We start from the raw sequence: 17,044 nt of genomic DNA, 5'->3' as shown, positions 1-17,044 counted from the left end.
GACTCCTGATTCAAATACGTATTGCCTGTCCGGCACTGATTTTCGCCAGCATTTGCTGGCTTACCTGGCTAAGATCGACCACTTCGCTTACGCCACCCATATTGATGGCCTCGCGCGGCATGCCGAACACCACACAACTTGCTTCATTTTGCGCAATGGTCCAGGCGCCAGCCTGGTTCATCGCTAACATCCCGGCGGCGCCGTCGTTGCCCATGCCGGTCAGGATCACTCCCACCGCATTACGCCCCGCATGTTTCGCCACCGAATGGAACAGCACATCCACTGAAGGCCGGTGCCGGTTAACCGGCGGGCCGTCATGAATTTTGATTTGGTAGTTCGCGCCGCTACGCGCCAGCTCCATATGTTTGTCACCGGGCGCAATATACGCATGCCCCGGGAGAACGCGTTCCCCGTCTTCGGCTTCTTTCACCGTGATCTGACACAGTTTGTTCAGACGTTCGGCGAACGAGCGGGTAAATCCTGGCGGCATATGCTGGGTGATAAGAATACCTGGACTTGAAAGCGGCAATGGCTGGAGTACATGGCGAATTGCCTCTGTTCCTCCGGTTGAGGCGCCAATCACCAGCAATTTTTCCGAACTGAGTAATGGCCCTGCTTTCAAGGTCGTTGGTGCCGCCATGGGTTTATGAGCCGCCAGTTTTGCCCGCGACGCAGTGCGGATCTTCTCTGCGATCATTTCGCTGTAGGCCAGCATCCCTTCACGGATCCCCAACTGCGGTTTAGTGACAAAATCAATCGCCCCCAACTCCAGCGCCCGCAACGTGACCTCTGAACCTTTACCGGTCAGAGAAGAGACCATGACGACCGGCATCGGACGCAGACGCATCAACTTCTCAAGAAAGTCGAGACCGTCCATGCGCGGCATCTCCACATCCAGCGTCAGTACGTCGGGATTGTATTTTTTGATTAAATCCCGGGCGACCAACGGATCTGGCGCCGTCGCCACCATTTCCATATCACTGTGGCTGTTAATAATTTCGGTCATGATTTGACGCATCAATGCAGAATCATCAACCGACAACACCCTGATTTTACTCATGCTTTATCCTTACCTGGCGCATGCGCATATACGGTCTGTCCACGCAGGCTAAACTCGCGCACGAGGTTGCTAAAGTTTTCTGAATGACCTGCAAACAGCAGCCCATCTGGTTTAAGAAGTGGAACAAAACGGTGCAATATGTCCTGTTGCGTCGTTTTATCGAAGTAGATCATTACGTTACGGCAAAATATGGCATCGAAGGGCCCAGGCACGTTGTACTGCTTATCCAGTAAATTCACGCTGGAAAATTCAACATGCCCCGCCAGTTCCTGCCGGACGCGTACCAGCCCTTCATGCGGTCCGGTGCCGCGCATGAAATAACGCTGCAACTGCTGGGGTGACAGCGTCTTAAGCTCATCAAGGCGGTAAATACCGCTTCTCGCCTTTTCCAGAACTTCGGTATCAATGTCGCTGGCAAAAACACGCCAGCGGCCCGGCGCCATACCTAAGGTATCGGCGAGCGTAATGGCGATGCTGTACGGCTCTTCTCCGGTTGACGCCGCCGCGCTCCAGACGCGGTATTCACCGCTACGCCGACGAGCATGATCCGACAGCACCGGAAAATGATGCCCTTCGCGAAAAAACGCGGTCAGGTTGGTGGTCAGAGAATTAATAAAAGCCTGCCACTCAGCACTGTTCTGGTTAGCTTCCAGCATGCTGAGATAGCGACCAAAGTCATCCAGACCCAGGGTTCGCAGGCGGCGGACCAGGCGGTTATAAACCATGTCCCGCTTATGGTCGGCCAGTACGATCCCCGCACGCTGGTAGATTAATTGACATATCCGACGAAAATGCGCGTCAGACAGCGCGAGGCGCTGTGTCATCTGTAACAATAATGACGTTTGCCCGGAGGGCAGAGATGATGTCATAGCGCCTTCTCAATCACATTCAGGATACAACGGGCACAACCTGCGGTTGCGCCAACTCTTGTTTTGCTACGTTTTGCTCTTCAAGCTTAAAAAATGCGACACAGGCAGAAAGATGATCGGCCTGCGTGGCGAGTTGTCCGGTGGCGGATGCGGCTTCTTCCACCAGCCCGGCGTTTTGCTGCGTCACGGAGTCCATCTGGCTGACGGCCTGCGCCACCTGTTCAATACCTCTGCGCTGTTCATCAGACGCCGAGGCAATCTCCCCCATGATGTCGTTCACCCGGGTCACAGAGCTGACAATTTCTGTCATCGTGCGCGCCGCCATATCGACCAACTGCGATCCCTGATGAACCCGGGTGACAGATTCCTCAATCAGTCCCTTAATTTCCTTTGCTGCCTGTGCGCTCCGGCTGGCCAGATTGCGCACTTCTCCAGCAACAACGGCAAAACCGCGCCCCTGTTCCCCCGCTCGGGCAGCCTCTACAGCGGCATTCAGCGCCAGGATATTGGTCTGAAAGGCAATGCTGTCAATCACCCCGATAATGTCGCCAATTTTCTGCGAGCTGGCGGAAATCTCATGCATAGTACTGGCGACCCGCGACGTCTGTTCGCCACCTTTATGGGCTATGTCTGCCGCACTTTTAGCAATTCCTGAAGCCTGGCGCGCGTTATCCGCATTCTGCCCAACGGTGGCAGTGAGTTGTTCCATACTGGCGGCCGTTTGCGCCAGTGCAGCCGCCTGCTGTTCAGTTCGTGAAGACAAATCGTTATTGCCCATCGCGATCTCTGAAATGCCGCTGTGCATGGCTGAGCTACCCTGGCGAACTTCACTCACCGTTTCACGCAGCGCCTGCTGCATCTTCTTCAGGCTGGCAAAAATGGCCGAGATCTCATTGCGACCATAAACTGCTACCGGCCGTGCCAGGTTACCCGCGGCAATGCTGTCGAAATGGCTACCGATAATCGCCAGCGGCTGGACAATCATCTTGCGCGACCAGTACAACGCCGCACTGGTTAACAGCACCGCCAGTACCACCATGACGGCAAAAATCACCCCCGACATATGATAATTTCGCTGGCTGAGATCCCCTGCTGTTTGCAACACGCGGTCGATGTTGCTCTGCCACGCGTTAACATTCGCATCAAAAGCAGCCTGCGAAGCCTGCACCGGCGCGGTCAGAAAATCTGACAATTGGTTGTTCTCAAGCCAGGTTGCCTGATGAACAAGATCGCTGTGCCATTGGCTAAAGCTTTTCTCCGTCGCGACAATCAGCGCCTTCTCTTCTTCTGTGGTATCCGACGTCGCCATAAAGCGTTTAAACATTGACTCGGACTGCGCCAGGCTATCGCGCGCAAGCGTCATCAAGGCTTTGATATCCTCTGGCGGATAGCTCAGTGCAGTCAGCGTTCCTGCCTTATTAAGGGCCGTACTGGCCTGTAATAACACAGCGCGGGTTTGGGCCAGCGCAGCGCGTTGTTGGTTACTCCGTTCGACCTGATTCAGGTTTTGAAAACCGTCCCGAAATGCCCAGAAGGACAAGCCATTACTGCCAATCTGCAAAACACCGCAGAGGATTAAAATCAAAAACAGCGTGGTCGAAATTCGAATACGATTAAACATCAACGCTCCCATCGGGCGGCGCAGGCCGCGGTTTAACTACCAGTCAAAATGTTTCCCAATTCGTATCTTGTTCACTATTCTGGCGCGGAGATGATGCAGTCGCAGTCGCCGACGCAGGTAACCGCGTATCACGGGGTTTAGCCGACGTCGGGCGTGACGCGAGACGGAAAATCGACACCGACTGGGTTAAGCGACTGGCCTGTTCTTCGAGCGCTGCCGCTGCGGCGGCCGATTCCTGAACCAGCGAGGCGTTCTGTTGCGTCACACGATCCATTTCAGATACTGCGAGCGCAACCTGATCTATCCCGCGGCTCTGTTCGTCTGAAGCGGAGGCGATTTCCCCCATAATGTCGGTCACCCGCGTCACCGCATTGACGATGTCATTCATGGTTTCCCCGGCGCTCTCTACCAGGACAGAACCGGTATCCACTCGGGAAACAGAGTCTTCAATCAATGCTTTGATCTCTTTCGCCGCCTGCGCACTACGGCTCGCCAGATTACGCACTTCGCCTGCGACCACGGCAAAACCACGCCCTTGCTCACCGGCACGCGCCGCTTCAACCGCCGCATTCAGTGCGAGAATATTGGTCTGGAAAGCAATGCCATCAATGACGCTGATGATGTCGGCAATTTTCTTCGAGCTATCGGCAATTTCATGCATGGTGTTCACCACGCGATCAACCACTTTGCCGCCATGTTGTGCGGTATCAGAGGCGCTTTTCGCCAATTGAGAAGCCTGACGCGCGTTATCCGCGTTTTGCTTCACGGTTGCGGTCAGTTGTTCCATGCTGGCGGCGGTCTCTTCCAGCGCAGATGCCTGTTGTTCAGTACGGGATGAAAGATCGGTGTTACCACTGGCAATTTCGCTGGTACCGGAATAAATCGCATCAGAACCTTCACGTACCAGGGTGACGGTTTCCGTCAGCGAACGCTGCATATGGTCAACCGTACTGGCCAGCTCACCAATTTCGTTACGTCCGTGGACCGTCAGCGTCGCGGTTAAATTACCGCTGGCGATCTCACGGATATGAGCAATAACGCGCGCCAGAGGGTTGAGCAAGGTATGACGGATGCCGTACCACACCACCACCAGAATCAGCACCAGCACCACGGCCAGAATGCCGAGCTGCCATTGGGCAAAGTGGTAATCACGCGCGCTTTGATCGAATGCCTGAACGTAAAGCTTCTCGCTCACGCTGGCATACTTGCCCAACGCCTCGCCGAGCGCGTTTTGCATTCCCTGAGTAGGTTGCGCGAAATAGGCGTCCATATTGCCGTTTTCCAGAAACTGGACCAGTTCTGCTAAGGCCGCATGGTACTGCTGATACTTCTCATCAACGTTGCCGCTGGCTTCTGCCATCTCCGGCAACGGCGTGATGTTTTTAAATTTTGCGTAATGCGTTTCTGCCTGCGCCAGCGATGCTTTCGCATTCTTTAGCAGATCGTTTTTCGCGCTGCTTTGCTGATTGGACGCATCCATCATCATACGCGCGGAAGAACGGCTTAAATTAATTCGTGTTTGCAGCATCAGATCCCATGTCGAGGTGAGTTCGCTTTGCTGCTGTCGAAGATCGTTAGAAATAACAAAACTTTGCTGATTCTGCTGCAATGAAGAAAACAACAGACCACCGGAAACAAGCTGTAGCAGTGCGAAAACCCCCAGCACCATCATCAGCATTGTGACAACGCGGATACGGTTAAACATAAGGCACCTTCCTGAAAACGAGTTATCAACGTTATCGGCACTCGCTGAGATAACTTTACGTTTGCGAAAGGGAAATACGGGAGGGAAATACAGTCAGGCAGAACCACTGAGCAGCAGTTGAACAGCCACCACAAGTCATTCACATAAAAACATCATAATTATCATGTAAATAACATTCATATCTGCCTGTTTTTAAGGTCAGATGAGAACAATTATGCACTTTTTCGTGACTCAGATCACATATTCACTTCGTAAATACCACAACAAAATGAATAAAAAATTAAAAAAAGTTGTATCCAATTACGCTTTAATCCAATTTATATGATGAATATTTCGTTACCACTTAATAAGTATAAAAAATGAGTAACCGAACAATAAATGTTAAATCCTTACTGAGGGCTTTTTAGTGGCAAATGCAAACAAACTCACGTTGTTTATTGTGATCTTCATGCTGGCGGGGATCCTGTCGGGTGCAGGGATCCACTCTTATGCCTCGCCCGGCGTTGTTACCGCCTGGGCCGATAATATTACGCTTCTCACCGACATCTTTTTGCGCCTGATTAAGATGGTGATTGCGCCTTTAGTCTTCAGCACCCTGACCGTGGGTATTATGCGCCTGGGCGAAACCTCAACCATCGGGCGCGTGGGTGGCAAAGCGATGATCTGGTTTATCAGCTCTTCTATTCTGTCTATTCTGGTCGGTCTGTTTGTGGTCTCCCTCGAACAACCCGGCAGCGGCCTGAACCTGGCGATCCCGCTGGAAGCCACCGATACCGGCCTGGCCGTAGGCGGTATGAGCCTGAAAGGTTTTCTGACGCATACCATTCCCACCAGCATCGCTGAGGCGATGGCCAACAATGAGATTCTGCAAATCGTCGTGTTCTCGATGTTCTTCGGCATCGGTGGTGCTTCGCTCGGCGAAAAATTTAACGCCCCGCTGGTTGCCGCGCTGGATGTCGTCTCCCACATTATGCTGAAGGTGACCGGTTACGTGATGTATGTTGCGCCGCTGGCTATTTTTGCCGCAATATCTTCCGTTATCGCCACCCAGGGCCTGGGGATCCTGCTCAACTACGCGTCGTTCATTGGCGGTTATTATGTGGCCATTTTGCTGACCTGTCTGGTCCTGCTGACCGTAGGTTATGTGATGCTGAAAAAAGAGGTGTTCCGCCTGGTCAGCATGCTGCAAGACCCGGTGCTGGTCGCCTTCACCACCAGCAGTTCCGAAGCCGCTTATCCGAAAACGCTGGAGCAATTAACCAAATTTGGCTGCTCGCCTAATATCGTGTCATTTGTACTGCCTATCGGTTATTCGTTTAACCTGGTGGGTTCTATGGTCTACTGCTCATTTGCTTCTATGTTTATCGCACAGGCCTACAATATCCATCTCTCCTTTGCAGAAATCACCGTCCTGATGTTGACCCTGATGCTGGCGTCCAAAGGGATTGCCGGTGTGCCGCGTTCTGCGCTGGTGGTGCTGGCGGCAACCGTCCCAAGCTTTAATATTCCGGTTGCAGGAATTTTGTTACTGATGGGTATCGACCATTTCCTCGATATGGGGCGCTCAGCGATCAACGTATTGGGTAACGGGATTGCAACGGCGATGCTGGCACAGGATGAAGGTTTACTGGAAGAAGAACCGGAACTGGTTGAACGGGAAGCGTAAGAAGGAAAGGTGTCGGATGCGCTACGCTTATCCGGCCTACAACAGCAATTATTGTAGGCCGGATAATATGTTTACTTATTTACGCCATATGAGCGGCGGCAATATCTAACAATGCCATCTCTTCGCTGTTCAGCAGTTTCTCAATGTTGACCAGAATCAGCATCCTCTCTCCCAGCGCGCCCAGTCCCGTCAGATATTCCGTTGACAGCGTAACCGCGAATTCCGGTGCTGGTCGAATTTGATCGGTTGTCAGCGACAGCACGTCAGATACGCCGTCAACCACAATCCCAACCACCCGTTGCCCCAGATTCAGTACAATCACCACAGTGTTTTCGTTGTAATCCACATCGCTCTGGCTAAACTTCACGCGTAGATCAACAATCGGCACAATCACACCGCGCAGGTTTGTAACGCCTTTGATAAACGCTGGCGTGTTAGCAATGCGGGTTACCTGATCGTAACCACGAATTTCCTGCACTTTCAGGATATCGATACCGTACTCTTCATCCCCCAGCGTAAACACGAGGAATTCCTGACCTGACGGTTCGCCGGCCAGTTTAGTTACATTACTCATACCGGTCATATTATTCCCTTTCTTACTCAATCAGGCGGCTGTGATCGCCACACGTTGTTCGCGGTTTAACCCCTGCAATGCAGACACATCAACAATCAACGCGACGCTACCGTCGCCGAGAATCGTTGCAGCAGAAATACCTGGCACTTTGCGGTAGTTGCTTTCCAGGTTTTTGACCACCACCTGGTGTTGGCCAATTAACTGATCGACAAGCAGCGCATAGCGACGACCTGCGCTTTGTAAAATCACCACGATGCCCTGCGTTGCTTCGGTTTTTGCGCCTTCAACTTCGAAGACTTTCCACAATTCAACCAGCGGCAAATATTCGCCACGCACTTCCAGAACGCGCTCTCCTCCGGCCAGCGGATGGAGATCTTCTTCGCGCGGTTGCAGTGACTCCATCACGGCATTCAGCGGCAGAATAAAGACTTCGTCCGCCACGCGTACGGACATCCCGTCAAGGATCGCCAAGGTCAGCGGCAGCAAAATTCGGATGGTCGTCCCCTGTCCTTGCTTCGATTGGATCTCAACATGACCGCCCATCTCCTGGATATTTCGCTTCACCACGTCCATTCCCACACCGCGACCAGAGACATCCGTCACCTGTTCAGCCGTCGAGAAGCCCGGGGCGAAAATCAGCATACCGACTTCGTCATCGCTCATGTTTTCATGGATCGGCATCCCCTGGGAGATGGCTTTGGCGAGGATTCGTTCGCGGTTCAGACCAGCGCCATCATCGGTCACTTCAATACAAATATTCCCGCCCTGGTGTTCGGCGGAAAGCGTCAGATTGCCGATGGGGCTTTTCCTGGCTTCGAGACGTTTTTCCGGCAGTTCAATACCGTGATCCAGACTGTTACGCACCAGGTGCGTCAATGGATCGATGATGCGTTCAATCAGGCTTTTATCGAGTTCTGTTGAACTCCCGACCTGCGTCAGCTCAACCTGTTTACCCAATTTACCCGCCAGGTCGCGGACCAGGCGTGGGAAGCGGCTGAACACGTACTCCATCGGCATCATACGAATCGACATCACCGACTCTTGCAAATCACGGGCGTTACGTTGTAACTGCCCCATGCTGGTGATGAGATCGCCGTGATTGACCGGATCCAGTTCATTAGAACGCTGGGCCAGCATTGACTGGGTGATAACCAGTTCACCGACCAGGTTAATGAGCTGATCAACCTTCTCAACCGCTACGCGGATGCTGGTTGATTCACTGGCGCGGGCAGGCTTATCACGTTCCGCGCGGGCGTGTGGCGCTTCACTGGCGGCGGTTTTAACCGCAGGCGCGACGGCAACCGGCTGCGGCGTCGCGACTACGGCTACCGCTTCAGTTTCCGCTTTCGCATCAACCGCCACGGGCGCTGCGCTGACGGTTTCGAATTCAATCTGATCCGCTTCAATTACGAAGCAAAGCACCGCAATAATGTCATCTTCCGCAAGGTTGCCATCCAGCGTTGCAGACAGCGTATCGCTTCCTTTCACCACGTCGGTTAAGGTCGCCAGATTTCCCAGCTCCTCTTCCAGCAGATCGACTTCACTGGATTTAAGGCGCGAGAGAATAATCCGTTTCTTGACCTCTTTACTGGCCGGAGCGGGATTGGCAACGGTTTCTTCCTGTATCGCCGCCCCGTCAACAACGCTCAGCTTTGCGGTATTGACGAGCGCGGCTGAGGTTTCACCTTTTGCTTCAAGCGCTAACTGTCGTAACGCATTACAAATGTACTCAAAGCTGGCGGCATCCGGCTCTTCTGAGTTTTTATAGGCGTCGAGCTGTTCCTGCATAATATCTTTCGTTTCCAAAAACAGGTTGATAATGTCGGCATTAAGCTGCATCTCGCCACGCCGTGCTTCATCCAGCAGGTTTTCCATCAGATGGGTCGTTTCCTGCAAAATGGTAAAGCCGAAGGTGCCCGCCCCGCCTTTTATCGAGTGCGCGGCACGAAAAATGGCATTCAGCTGTTCGGAATCCGGGGCTTCAGGAACCAAATCGAGCAGGTGTTGCTCCATGTCGGCCAACAGTTCGTCGGCTTCATCAAAAAAAGTCTGATAAAAATCGCTAATATCCATGCTCACGCTATCACCTCGGATTGGCTGGTGGCGATGTGGGAACGCTTGCCGGCGGAAGTTCCGCTGGCTGTTGTAAGACACTTACCGGCTCATTCTGGCTTTCAGCGTTTTCATGCAAAATGGCCTCTTCTGCCTGCTTATTGAGAACCAGCAGGCTAATACGGCGGTTGATGGCGTCCTCAGGACCGCGATCGCTCAGACGCATCGTGGCGGCCATGCCTACCACCCGTAATACTTTTCCATCATCCAGACCGCCGCTAACCAGCTCGCGGCGCGACGCATTAGCGCGATCGGCAGACAGTTCCCAGTTGCTGTACCCTTTCTCACCGTTGGCGTAAGGGTAATCATCTGTATGTCCGGAAAGACTGATTCGGTTAGGGATGCCGTTGAGCACTGGCGCAATGGCCCGCAGGATATCGCGCATATACGGCTCAACTTCAGCACTGCCGGTCTTAAACATTGGTCGGTTCTGACTGTCGATAATCTGAATACGCAGCCCTTCCTGAACTAAATCAATTTTCAAATGCGGGCGCAGCGCACGCAGTTTAGGGTCCGATTCAATCAATTGATCGAGATCGCCGCGAAGTTTGCTTAAACGGCTTTGCTCCATGCGTTTTCTCAAATCATCAATATTCGGCTGCTTGTGCACTTCTCCCTGCTGCTGGGTGTAATCATCCCCTCCACCAGGGATGGGGCTTTGGCTATTCGAAATACGATTGCCGCCTGTCACCGCGGTAGCCAGTGGAGTACGGAAATATTCGGCAATCTGGATCAATTCTTTAGGGCTGGAGATGGAAATGAGCCACATCACCAGAAAGAAGGCCATCATCGCGGTCATAAAATCGGCGTAGGCGATTTTCCACGAACCATGCGCCCCACCACCGTGACCTTTATGTTTGCGTCGCTTTACGACGATAATGGGATGGGCCTGATTTTTCATGCGTCCTCGGTCGTCTGCTGCGCAGCTGGATTTCTCACCGCACGAACATGCTCTTCCAGTTCGATAAACGAAGGACGTTCGCTGGAATACAATGTCTTACGACCAAATTCGACGGCAATCGGCGGGGCGTAACCATTCAGGTTGGAGAGCAGCGTTATCTTCACGCACTGCATCATCTTAGTGGTTTCAGCGCTTTTCTGACGCAGGACGCTGGCAAGTGGAGAAATAAAGCCATAGGCCAGTAAAATACCGAGGAATGTCCCCACCATCGCATGCGCAATCAGCGAACCCAGTTCAGCCGCCGGACGATCGGCGGAAGCCAGCGCATGGACAACGCCCATGACCGCCGCCACAATCCCGAATGCCGGTAGCGAGTCGCCAACCATCGCCAGGCTATTAGCCGGAACTTCGGCTTCGCTCTCATGAGTCTCAATTTCTTCGTCCATCAGCGCTTCAATCTCAAACGTATTCATGTTGCCGCTGATGATCAGTCGCAGATAATCGACAATAAAATCAAGCATCACGGCATCTGCAAGAATGCGTGGATAGCTGGCGAAGATTTCACTCTCTTTAGGGTTTTCGATGTCACGTTCGAGCGAGAACATGCCCTGCTGACGTGACTTGGCCATCAGGCGATATAGCAGCGCCAGCAGATCCATATACATCGCTTTGGTGTATTTCGAACGACGGAAAAGCATCGGGATCGCTTTCATTGTTCCCTTAATGGCTTTTCCGTTATTGCCGACGATGAATGCCCCAATACCTGCGCCACCGATAATCACCAGCTCAGCCGGTTGATAGAGTGCCCCAAGGTGTCCGCCGGTCATCATGTAACCGCCGAAAACTGTACCAATAACAACCAGGTAACCTAATAAGATAAGCACGACATCATCCTTTCGCAATTGACTATGACAGGATGCGCAGTCGGGAAGTTAACTTGAGGTCAGGACAAAAAAAAGCAGCGGTAATCGCTTACCGCTGCTGGAGTGTTTATCCACACCGTATCAGTTAAACAGCCTGTTCGATCTGTTCATCCAGCAGTTGTGGAATAATATCGGCAGCATTCTGGGAAAGTTTACGTCTTTTTACGGCCCGTGATGGCGGCTGGCATAAACTGCAGGCAAAGCTGCCTGCGGGTTGGTGTGCGTGGGTGATAAAGTTCCCGCCGCAGCAGTTGCATGTGGACAATTCCAGCAATCCGCTGTCGACAAAACGTACCAGCGTCCATGCGCGAGTTAACGCCAGCAGTGGACCATCTTCCTGCTGCGGACACTGCTCAAGATATAAACGATACGCTTTAATTACGGCATCCACACCGCTACACAACCCTGTTTTGAGCAGGAATTGCCATGCATTGCAAAACATCGAGGCATGGATATTTTGTTCCCACGTCATAAACCAATCGGTGGAGAAAGGAAGCATCCCTTTTGGCGGAGGACTGCCGCGTAATTCTTTGTACAGCTTGATAAGACGACCACGACTTAATTGCGTTTCGCTTTCCAGCATTTGCAAACGCGCGCCCAATGTGATTAATTCCATTGCCAACTGGATATCACGCGCTTCCTGAACAATGCTTTTTTCGCTCATCATCAAGCCCTTTTCTTGCGCGCGGCATCATCGATGTCGCTTAACAGTCGCGTAGAAAGCATGATGCCGGTATGAATTTGCTGGAGATCGTCAACGCGGGAGTCTTGCGTCAGGCGAGTAACAGTCTGGTGATCGTCGAAACGGAAGTGACACACCAGTTGGTTTGTTTCAGCCAGTTTGACCATTTGAGGAAGAGTTAATGTTGCCAACGTGTCCGCCATCTCTTCGCTGATACCAAGGCGAAACATCGCAGATGCTTTGTCCTGAACGATCAAACGTTGTGCAAGCAATAAATATGACAAATTGATGTCATAAATGTGTTTCAGCAACTCGGATGTATGCATTATTTGCATCCATAATAACCAACATTATTTTCATGCGGTAAAACCGCACCCCGTGATGTCGCCGGGAAGTCCCGGTAAAAAAAAGCAAAAGGTCAAATACATAGCAGCGTGACGACACATACACGTTGTGTAAATCAGCCCTTTTGAAGAATGCGCACTTCTTACAAGCCCACATCAATTCTTACAATTGTCTAAGATTTTTCCTAATTCGACGCAACTCTACCCGCCGCCAGTTACACATACAACGGAACCGTGCTGCGAATTTAAAGAATATGTGACGCAGATCACATAAATCAGCTAAACACTTAACATAAATCCATCAGCGTAGCTTTTACTTTGCTTATTTTTTAAACCAGCATTCATCTTTTCGATTCCTGGCGTACGAATATTCTTGCAATAAAAGCGAATAGTATTTTGTTCACAAACGTTAATATCACTCTGTGAAATAGCGAGCTGGATCACATATTTTATATAAAACAGCTTTTCAATTAAATTGTTTATAAACAATAACTTAAATATTAAGGGTGATTAATTAATACCGCGCAGTGAAAACCCGCCAAATGTTAATATTTGTTTATTTTTATTAACACATTGTTTTCATTGGCGGTGAGTTTTACTTAAGTGACCAGAACCTATTTGCAATTTATATGAAGCGATTATTCTATTTATAAGAATAATTAATGAATAATAATGATGGGATTCACACTATCCTGGGGAGAAACGTTGCAGTATGGAGTAAGCTGAGTAAAGCAGAAAAGTTCTCTCATAATTCTTGAAAAAAAGGAGCGAGTTATGAGCTATGCGCACATTCTGGTGGCGGTTGCCGCCACCCCTGAAAGCCAGCAATTGTTAGCCAAGGCAGTTTCTATCGCTCGCCCTGTCAACGCCCGTATTAGCCTGATCACATTGGTCTCAGACCCAGAAATGTATAACCAGTTTGCCGCCCCCATGCTGGAAGATCTGCGTGAACTCATGCAAGAGGAGACCCAGGATTTTATCGATAAACTCAGCAAAGAAGCGCAGTACCCCATCGAGCATACTTTTATTACCTATGGGGCACTGAATGAACATATTCTCGACGTTTGCCGTAAACACGCAGTCGATCTGGTCATTTACGGCAACCATAACCAGAGCTTCTTTTCGCGCGCTTCGTGCTCAGCAAAAAGCGTGGTCGGCGCCAGCCAGGTGGATGTTCTGCTGGTTCCTCTGGCTGGAGATTAATACCGTCTTCAGGTCGTTACGCCAGTTTCGAACAGGAAGGCACACTGTCTGACAACTGGCGCTTACTCTGACGCGACGTAACTTTTCTTAGATCGCATATAAATCTCGCCTGCCAGTTGTCGATATCGTTTTTAATGATAGTCTCAAGCATTTCAGCATGACGAGAGATACGTTCAGCAAGCGACATTGTCAGCGCCTGGTTAAGTGCGCCAGCCACTTCATCCCGGTCATAAGGATTCACAATAAGCGCAGAAGTTAACTCATTCGCCGCCCCGGCAAATTGCGATAACACCAGAACGCCGGGGTTGGCAGGATCCTGTGCAGCCACATACTCTTTCGCCACCAGGTTCATACCATCGCGCAACGGCGTCACTAATCCTACGTCAGAATAGCGGAATATTTTCATCAGCAATTTGCGGTCAAAATACTGGTTCAGATAGTAAAGCGGCGTCCAGCCCAACTGCCCATATTTACCGTTAATCCGCCCGGCCTCTGTCTCCAGTTGATGGCGAATATCCTGGTAGGCCTGCACCTCTCCGCGCGAAGTTGGCGCTATCTGCGTATAGCGAATTTTGCCATGGTGCTGCGGGTAATGCTCCAGCAGCGCCTCATAGGCCTGGAAGCGCTCTGGCAAGCCTTTGGAGTAATCCAGACGCTCAACGGAGAATATATTCTTCACATTCTTAAGCTCTGCCTTTAACTGCGCCATTTTTGGCGGCAGAGGACCTGAAGCCTGGCGTGCGATTTCCTCCGGCTCGATGCCGATTGGATACACTTCTGTACAAAACGCTTTATCCCATGCTTTGTGGCGCTTATCGCTGTGGGTAGTTACCTGAGTCTGGACAGCCAGACAGTCCAGAAAAGCCTGGCGATCGTTTTCGGTCTGGAAACCCAGTAAATCAAAATCACACATCTGCTCAAGCAGAGCCTGGTGTGGAGGGAGCGCGTTAAAAATTTCCGGCGTCGGAAAAGGGATATGCAGGAAAAAACCGATGCGATTATTCACGCCGCGTTTACGCAACTCGTAGGCAAACGGTAACAGGTGGTAATCATGAACCCAAATAATGTCATCTTCGCTCAGCAGCGGCAGCAGTTTATCTACCAGCAAGGCATTAACCCGCTGATACCCCTCCCAGGCCGGGCGCTGAAACTGAACTAAATCCAACCGGTAGTGGAATGCAGGCCATAAAACGGCATTCGAAAACTGACAGTAATACTCTTCATAATCCTGCTCGCTCAAATTAAACGAGGCCCAGGTAATATTGCCACGAGTGACCTTTTTTAACGGTTTATCCTCATTACCGATATCGCCACTCCAGCCAAACCACAATCCACCAGCAGTTTTTAACGCGCCCAACACACCGACCGCGAGCCCACCTGCGCTCCCTTTGTCATCTGGCGAGGCGATACGATTAGATACTACGACTAAACGACCCATAGTCACCTCTTCTGTTGTTTGTTGTATTCGATTGTTGCTGCGAAGAGTTAATTTGCTCCAGCCAACGCCAGACATCGCTGACGCCATCCAGACGCCATGTCGCCAGCGTCGCCCCGCTCCCCACCTTCACTGAAATACCGCCTGCGCGGTTAACTACCTCAAAGCCAGTTTCATCCGTTAGATCATCACCGAAAAATACGGGGATCCGTCCGGCAAAAGGCGCTTCCTGCATAAATGCAGCAATCGCATCGCCTTTATTCATACCTTTCGGTTTTATTTCAACGACACATTTTCCATGCTGCAATGCAAGCTGCGGCCATGTATGCGTGATGCATTCCGCCAGCGTTACCAGCGCTGCTTCATGCTCTGGCGCCTGACGATAGTGCAGCGCGAAAGCCATACCTTTTGCTTCCAGCGTCGTGCCAGGCAGTTTCGACAACGCCGTCTGTAACAGCGCGCCGGCTTCACGTTCAATACCCGCGGGCAGGCGCACTATATGGGTTTGACCATTGATGTCACGGCGTTCTGCCCCATGCACTCCGGCGAGCGGAAAACGAAAGGGAGTGGTGAGGCCGTCAAGCTCAGCCATCGAGCGCCCTGAAATCAATGCCAGCGCACCCGCGTTATGCGTCGCCAACTGATGTAATAATTGCAGGATTGTCTTAGGGACAACGACCTGGTCAGGATAGGGCTTGATCTCAGCCAGTGTCCCATCGAGATCAAAAAAATAAGCACAGTTTGCAGATTGTTCAGGGGGTAATGTCAGTGATGCTGTCACCCGGTTATCCTCCTCATCATGGTTTGTACGCCGCGCGGATCGCGCCATATAGATGATGTATGACGGATATAAGTATAGACAGTGTGACCATGCTCGCCATTTGGAAAAACAATCGCCAGCCGGGTAGCGGCTGGCGATTAGCTGAGGCTAGACTAAAATGTTAGGGCTTAAATCATTAAATGGTACGCTTCGCTTTTTGCTTGTAACGGTCGAAGATTACCGCCGCCAGCAGGATGAGACCACGTACGACGTACTGTGCAAAAGGAGAGATATTCAGTAGGTTCATCGCGTTCTCAACCGTCCCCAGAATCAATACCCCGGCGACCACATATGAGATTTTTCCGATGCCGCCTTTCAGCGAAACGCCCCCTAATACACATGCAGAAATCACGATCAGCTCATAACCGATTGAGGTCATTGGCTGACCGCTGGTCATGCGCGATGCGAGGATAATGCCGGCAATTGCGGATACCAGACCGGAAAGAATAAAGATAATAATCTTGGTGCGAACAACCGGAACCCCGGCCAGGCGCGCAGCCTCTTCATTCCCCCCAATAGCCAGCGTGTTACGACCAAACGTGGTTTTATTCAACAGTAAGCCAAATACGATGAAACAAACGATCGTTATCCAGATAGGTGCCGGCAGCCCGAACCAGTTAGCATAGCCAAGGGTGAAGAAACGCTCGTCTTCAATCCCGACCGCCTTACCGTCAGAGATAATGTAGGCCAGACCGCGGACAATCTGCATCGTCGCCAGTGTGGTGATCAGGGCATTGATTTTTAACCGTGCAATCACAAACCCATTCACCAGACCGCATAAAATCCCCAGAAACAGCCCGGCAGCGACGCCAATCCACAGGCTCTCGGTCATGTTGATGACCACGGCAGTTGTGACCCCCGCACAGGCAATGACGGATGCAACGGACAGGTCGAAGTCACCGGATGCCAGGCAAAATAGCATCCCACATGCGACCATACCCGACATCGATACCGCCAGTCCCAGCCCCTTCATGTTGATGAAGGTGGCAAAGTTTGGCACGAAGATGGCACAAACCAGGAACAATGCCGCGAACACCACCAGCATCCCGTATTGATCCCAAATGCGGCCAAGGTTTAGCGCTGATTTCGCAGCACCTGAACCCGATGTAGAAACGGAAGACATCATACT

15 protein-coding genes are annotated in these 17,044 nt (G+C 51.5%); 2 read left to right on the top strand and 13 right to left on the bottom strand.

Annotated elements, in window-relative coordinates:
* Positions 1 to 10 precede the first annotated feature (10 nt).
* The 4 genes from ICA20_RS10180 to tar are packed head-to-tail and all read right to left on the bottom strand — an operon-like array spanning position 11 to position 5,255.
* Positions 11 to 1,060: a chemotaxis response regulator protein-glutamate methylesterase gene (locus tag ICA20_RS10180; protein WP_038641470.1), complete on the bottom strand. Its 1,050-nt coding sequence runs from the start codon at positions 1,058 to 1,060 to the stop codon at positions 11 to 13.
* The gene (gene cheR, locus ICA20_RS10175; protein WP_038641472.1) at positions 1,057 to 1,929 is read right to left on the bottom strand and encodes a protein-glutamate O-methyltransferase CheR; all 873 of its coding nucleotides are present in this window, start codon (positions 1,927 to 1,929) and stop codon (positions 1,057 to 1,059) included. Before cheR ends, ICA20_RS10180 begins: the two co-directional genes overlap by 4 nt.
* A gap of 19 nt (positions 1,930 to 1,948) precedes the next feature.
* Complete coding sequence (gene tap / locus ICA20_RS10170) at positions 1,949 to 3,550, bottom strand: methyl-accepting chemotaxis protein IV (RefSeq protein ID WP_038641474.1); 1,602 nt, start codon at positions 3,548 to 3,550, stop codon at positions 1,949 to 1,951.
* A gap of 43 nt (positions 3,551 to 3,593) precedes the next feature.
* Positions 3,594 to 5,255: a methyl-accepting chemotaxis protein II gene (gene tar, locus ICA20_RS10165; protein ID WP_038641476.1), complete on the bottom strand. Its 1,662-nt coding sequence runs from the start codon at positions 5,253 to 5,255 to the stop codon at positions 3,594 to 3,596.
* A gap of 406 nt (positions 5,256 to 5,661) precedes the next feature.
* Between tar and ICA20_RS10160 the strand changes: the two genes are divergently transcribed.
* Positions 5,662 to 6,921 (top strand): dicarboxylate/amino acid:cation symporter, encoded by a 1,260-nt coding sequence (locus ICA20_RS10160; RefSeq protein WP_038641479.1) that lies wholly within the window; start codon positions 5,662 to 5,664, stop codon positions 6,919 to 6,921.
* A gap of 79 nt (positions 6,922 to 7,000) precedes the next feature.
* Here the strand turns inward: ICA20_RS10160 and cheW are convergent, their stop codons facing one another.
* The 6 genes from cheW to flhD form a co-directional block, all read right to left on the bottom strand.
* On the bottom strand, positions 7,001 to 7,504 hold the full coding sequence (cheW, locus tag ICA20_RS10155; RefSeq protein WP_038641481.1) for a chemotaxis protein CheW: 504 nt from the start codon (positions 7,502 to 7,504) through the stop codon (positions 7,001 to 7,003).
* 21 nt (positions 7,505 to 7,525) lie between these two features.
* On the bottom strand, positions 7,526 to 9,574 hold the full coding sequence (gene cheA, locus ICA20_RS10150) for a chemotaxis protein CheA (protein ID WP_038641483.1): 2,049 nt from the start codon (positions 9,572 to 9,574) through the stop codon (positions 7,526 to 7,528).
* 4 nt (positions 9,575 to 9,578) lie between these two features.
* Positions 9,579 to 10,508 (bottom strand): flagellar motor protein MotB, encoded by a 930-nt coding sequence (gene motB / locus ICA20_RS10145; RefSeq protein WP_038641486.1) that lies wholly within the window; start codon positions 10,506 to 10,508, stop codon positions 9,579 to 9,581.
* Positions 10,505 to 11,392 (bottom strand): flagellar motor stator protein MotA, encoded by an 888-nt coding sequence (gene motA, locus ICA20_RS10140; protein ID WP_032939611.1) that lies wholly within the window; start codon positions 11,390 to 11,392, stop codon positions 10,505 to 10,507. Before motA ends, motB begins: the two co-directional genes overlap by 4 nt.
* A 124-nt stretch (positions 11,393 to 11,516) precedes the next feature.
* Positions 11,517 to 12,101, bottom strand: coding sequence for a flagellar transcriptional regulator FlhC (gene flhC / locus ICA20_RS10135; RefSeq protein WP_170973258.1), 585 nt, complete (start codon positions 12,099 to 12,101; stop codon positions 11,517 to 11,519).
* Positions 12,098 to 12,439, bottom strand: a complete 342-nt coding sequence (flhD, locus tag ICA20_RS10130; protein WP_003034622.1) for a flagellar transcriptional regulator FlhD — start codon at positions 12,437 to 12,439, stop codon at positions 12,098 to 12,100. Before flhD ends, flhC begins: the two co-directional genes overlap by 4 nt.
* A 792-nt stretch (positions 12,440 to 13,231) precedes the next feature.
* On the opposite strand from flhD, the gene uspC reads away from it, so the two are divergent.
* Complete coding sequence (gene uspC / locus ICA20_RS10125) at positions 13,232 to 13,660, top strand: universal stress protein UspC (RefSeq protein WP_038641488.1); 429 nt, start codon at positions 13,232 to 13,234, stop codon at positions 13,658 to 13,660.
* A gap of 16 nt (positions 13,661 to 13,676) precedes the next feature.
* On the opposite strand, the gene otsA is transcribed toward uspC, so the two are convergent.
* The 3 genes from otsA to araH all read right to left on the bottom strand — a co-directional run bounded on the left by otsA (position 13,677) and on the right by araH (position 17,038).
* Positions 13,677 to 15,098, bottom strand: coding sequence for an alpha,alpha-trehalose-phosphate synthase (gene otsA / locus ICA20_RS10120; RefSeq protein ID WP_038641490.1), 1,422 nt, complete (start codon positions 15,096 to 15,098; stop codon positions 13,677 to 13,679).
* Positions 15,073 to 15,876 (bottom strand): trehalose-phosphatase, encoded by an 804-nt coding sequence (gene otsB / locus ICA20_RS10115; RefSeq protein ID WP_038641492.1) that lies wholly within the window; start codon positions 15,874 to 15,876, stop codon positions 15,073 to 15,075. Before otsB ends, otsA begins: the two co-directional genes overlap by 26 nt.
* 175 nt (positions 15,877 to 16,051) lie before the next feature.
* On the bottom strand, positions 16,052 to 17,038 hold the full coding sequence (gene araH, locus ICA20_RS10110; protein WP_038641493.1) for an L-arabinose ABC transporter permease AraH: 987 nt from the start codon (positions 17,036 to 17,038) through the stop codon (positions 16,052 to 16,054).
* Between the last annotated feature and the right edge of the window lie 6 nt (positions 17,039 to 17,044).

The organism is Citrobacter sp. C5_2 (assembly GCF_014596845.2).
In the GTDB taxonomy this organism is placed as follows: domain Bacteria; phylum Pseudomonadota; class Gammaproteobacteria; order Enterobacterales; family Enterobacteriaceae; genus Citrobacter; species Citrobacter werkmanii.
The sequence above is the reverse complement of the archived record's forward strand: the minus strand, read 5'-3'. Positions and strand labels throughout refer to the sequence as shown.

Bases quoted from the DNA above. Each gene is read 5' to 3' on its own strand.
- ICA20_RS10180 (WP_038641470.1), bottom strand. From the start codon at position 1,060: ATGAGTAAAATCAGGGTGTTGTCGGTTGATGATTCTGCATTGATGCGT.
- cheR (WP_038641472.1), bottom strand. From the start codon at position 1,929: ATGACATCATCTCTGCCCTCCGGGCAAACGTCATTATTGTTACAGATG.
- tap (WP_038641474.1), bottom strand. From the start codon at position 3,550: ATGTTTAATCGTATTCGAATTTCGACCACGCTGTTTTTGATTTTAATC.
- tar (WP_038641476.1), bottom strand. From the start codon at position 5,255: ATGTTTAACCGTATCCGCGTTGTCACAATGCTGATGATGGTGCTGGGG.
- cheW (WP_038641481.1), bottom strand. From the start codon at position 7,504: ATGACCGGTATGAGTAATGTAACTAAACTGGCCGGCGAACCGTCAGGT.
- motB (WP_038641486.1), bottom strand. From the start codon at position 10,508: ATGAAAAATCAGGCCCATCCCATTATCGTCGTAAAGCGACGCAAACAT.
- flhD (WP_003034622.1), bottom strand. From the start codon at position 12,439: ATGCATACATCCGAGTTGCTGAAACACATTTATGACATCAATTTGTCA.
- uspC (WP_038641488.1), top strand. From the start codon at position 13,232: ATGAGCTATGCGCACATTCTGGTGGCGGTTGCCGCCACCCCTGAAAGC.
- otsA (WP_038641490.1), bottom strand. From the start codon at position 15,098: ATGGGTCGTTTAGTCGTAGTATCTAATCGTATCGCCTCGCCAGATGAC.
- araH (WP_038641493.1), bottom strand. From the start codon at position 17,038: ATGTCTTCCGTTTCTACATCGGGTTCAGGTGCTGCGAAATCAGCGCTA.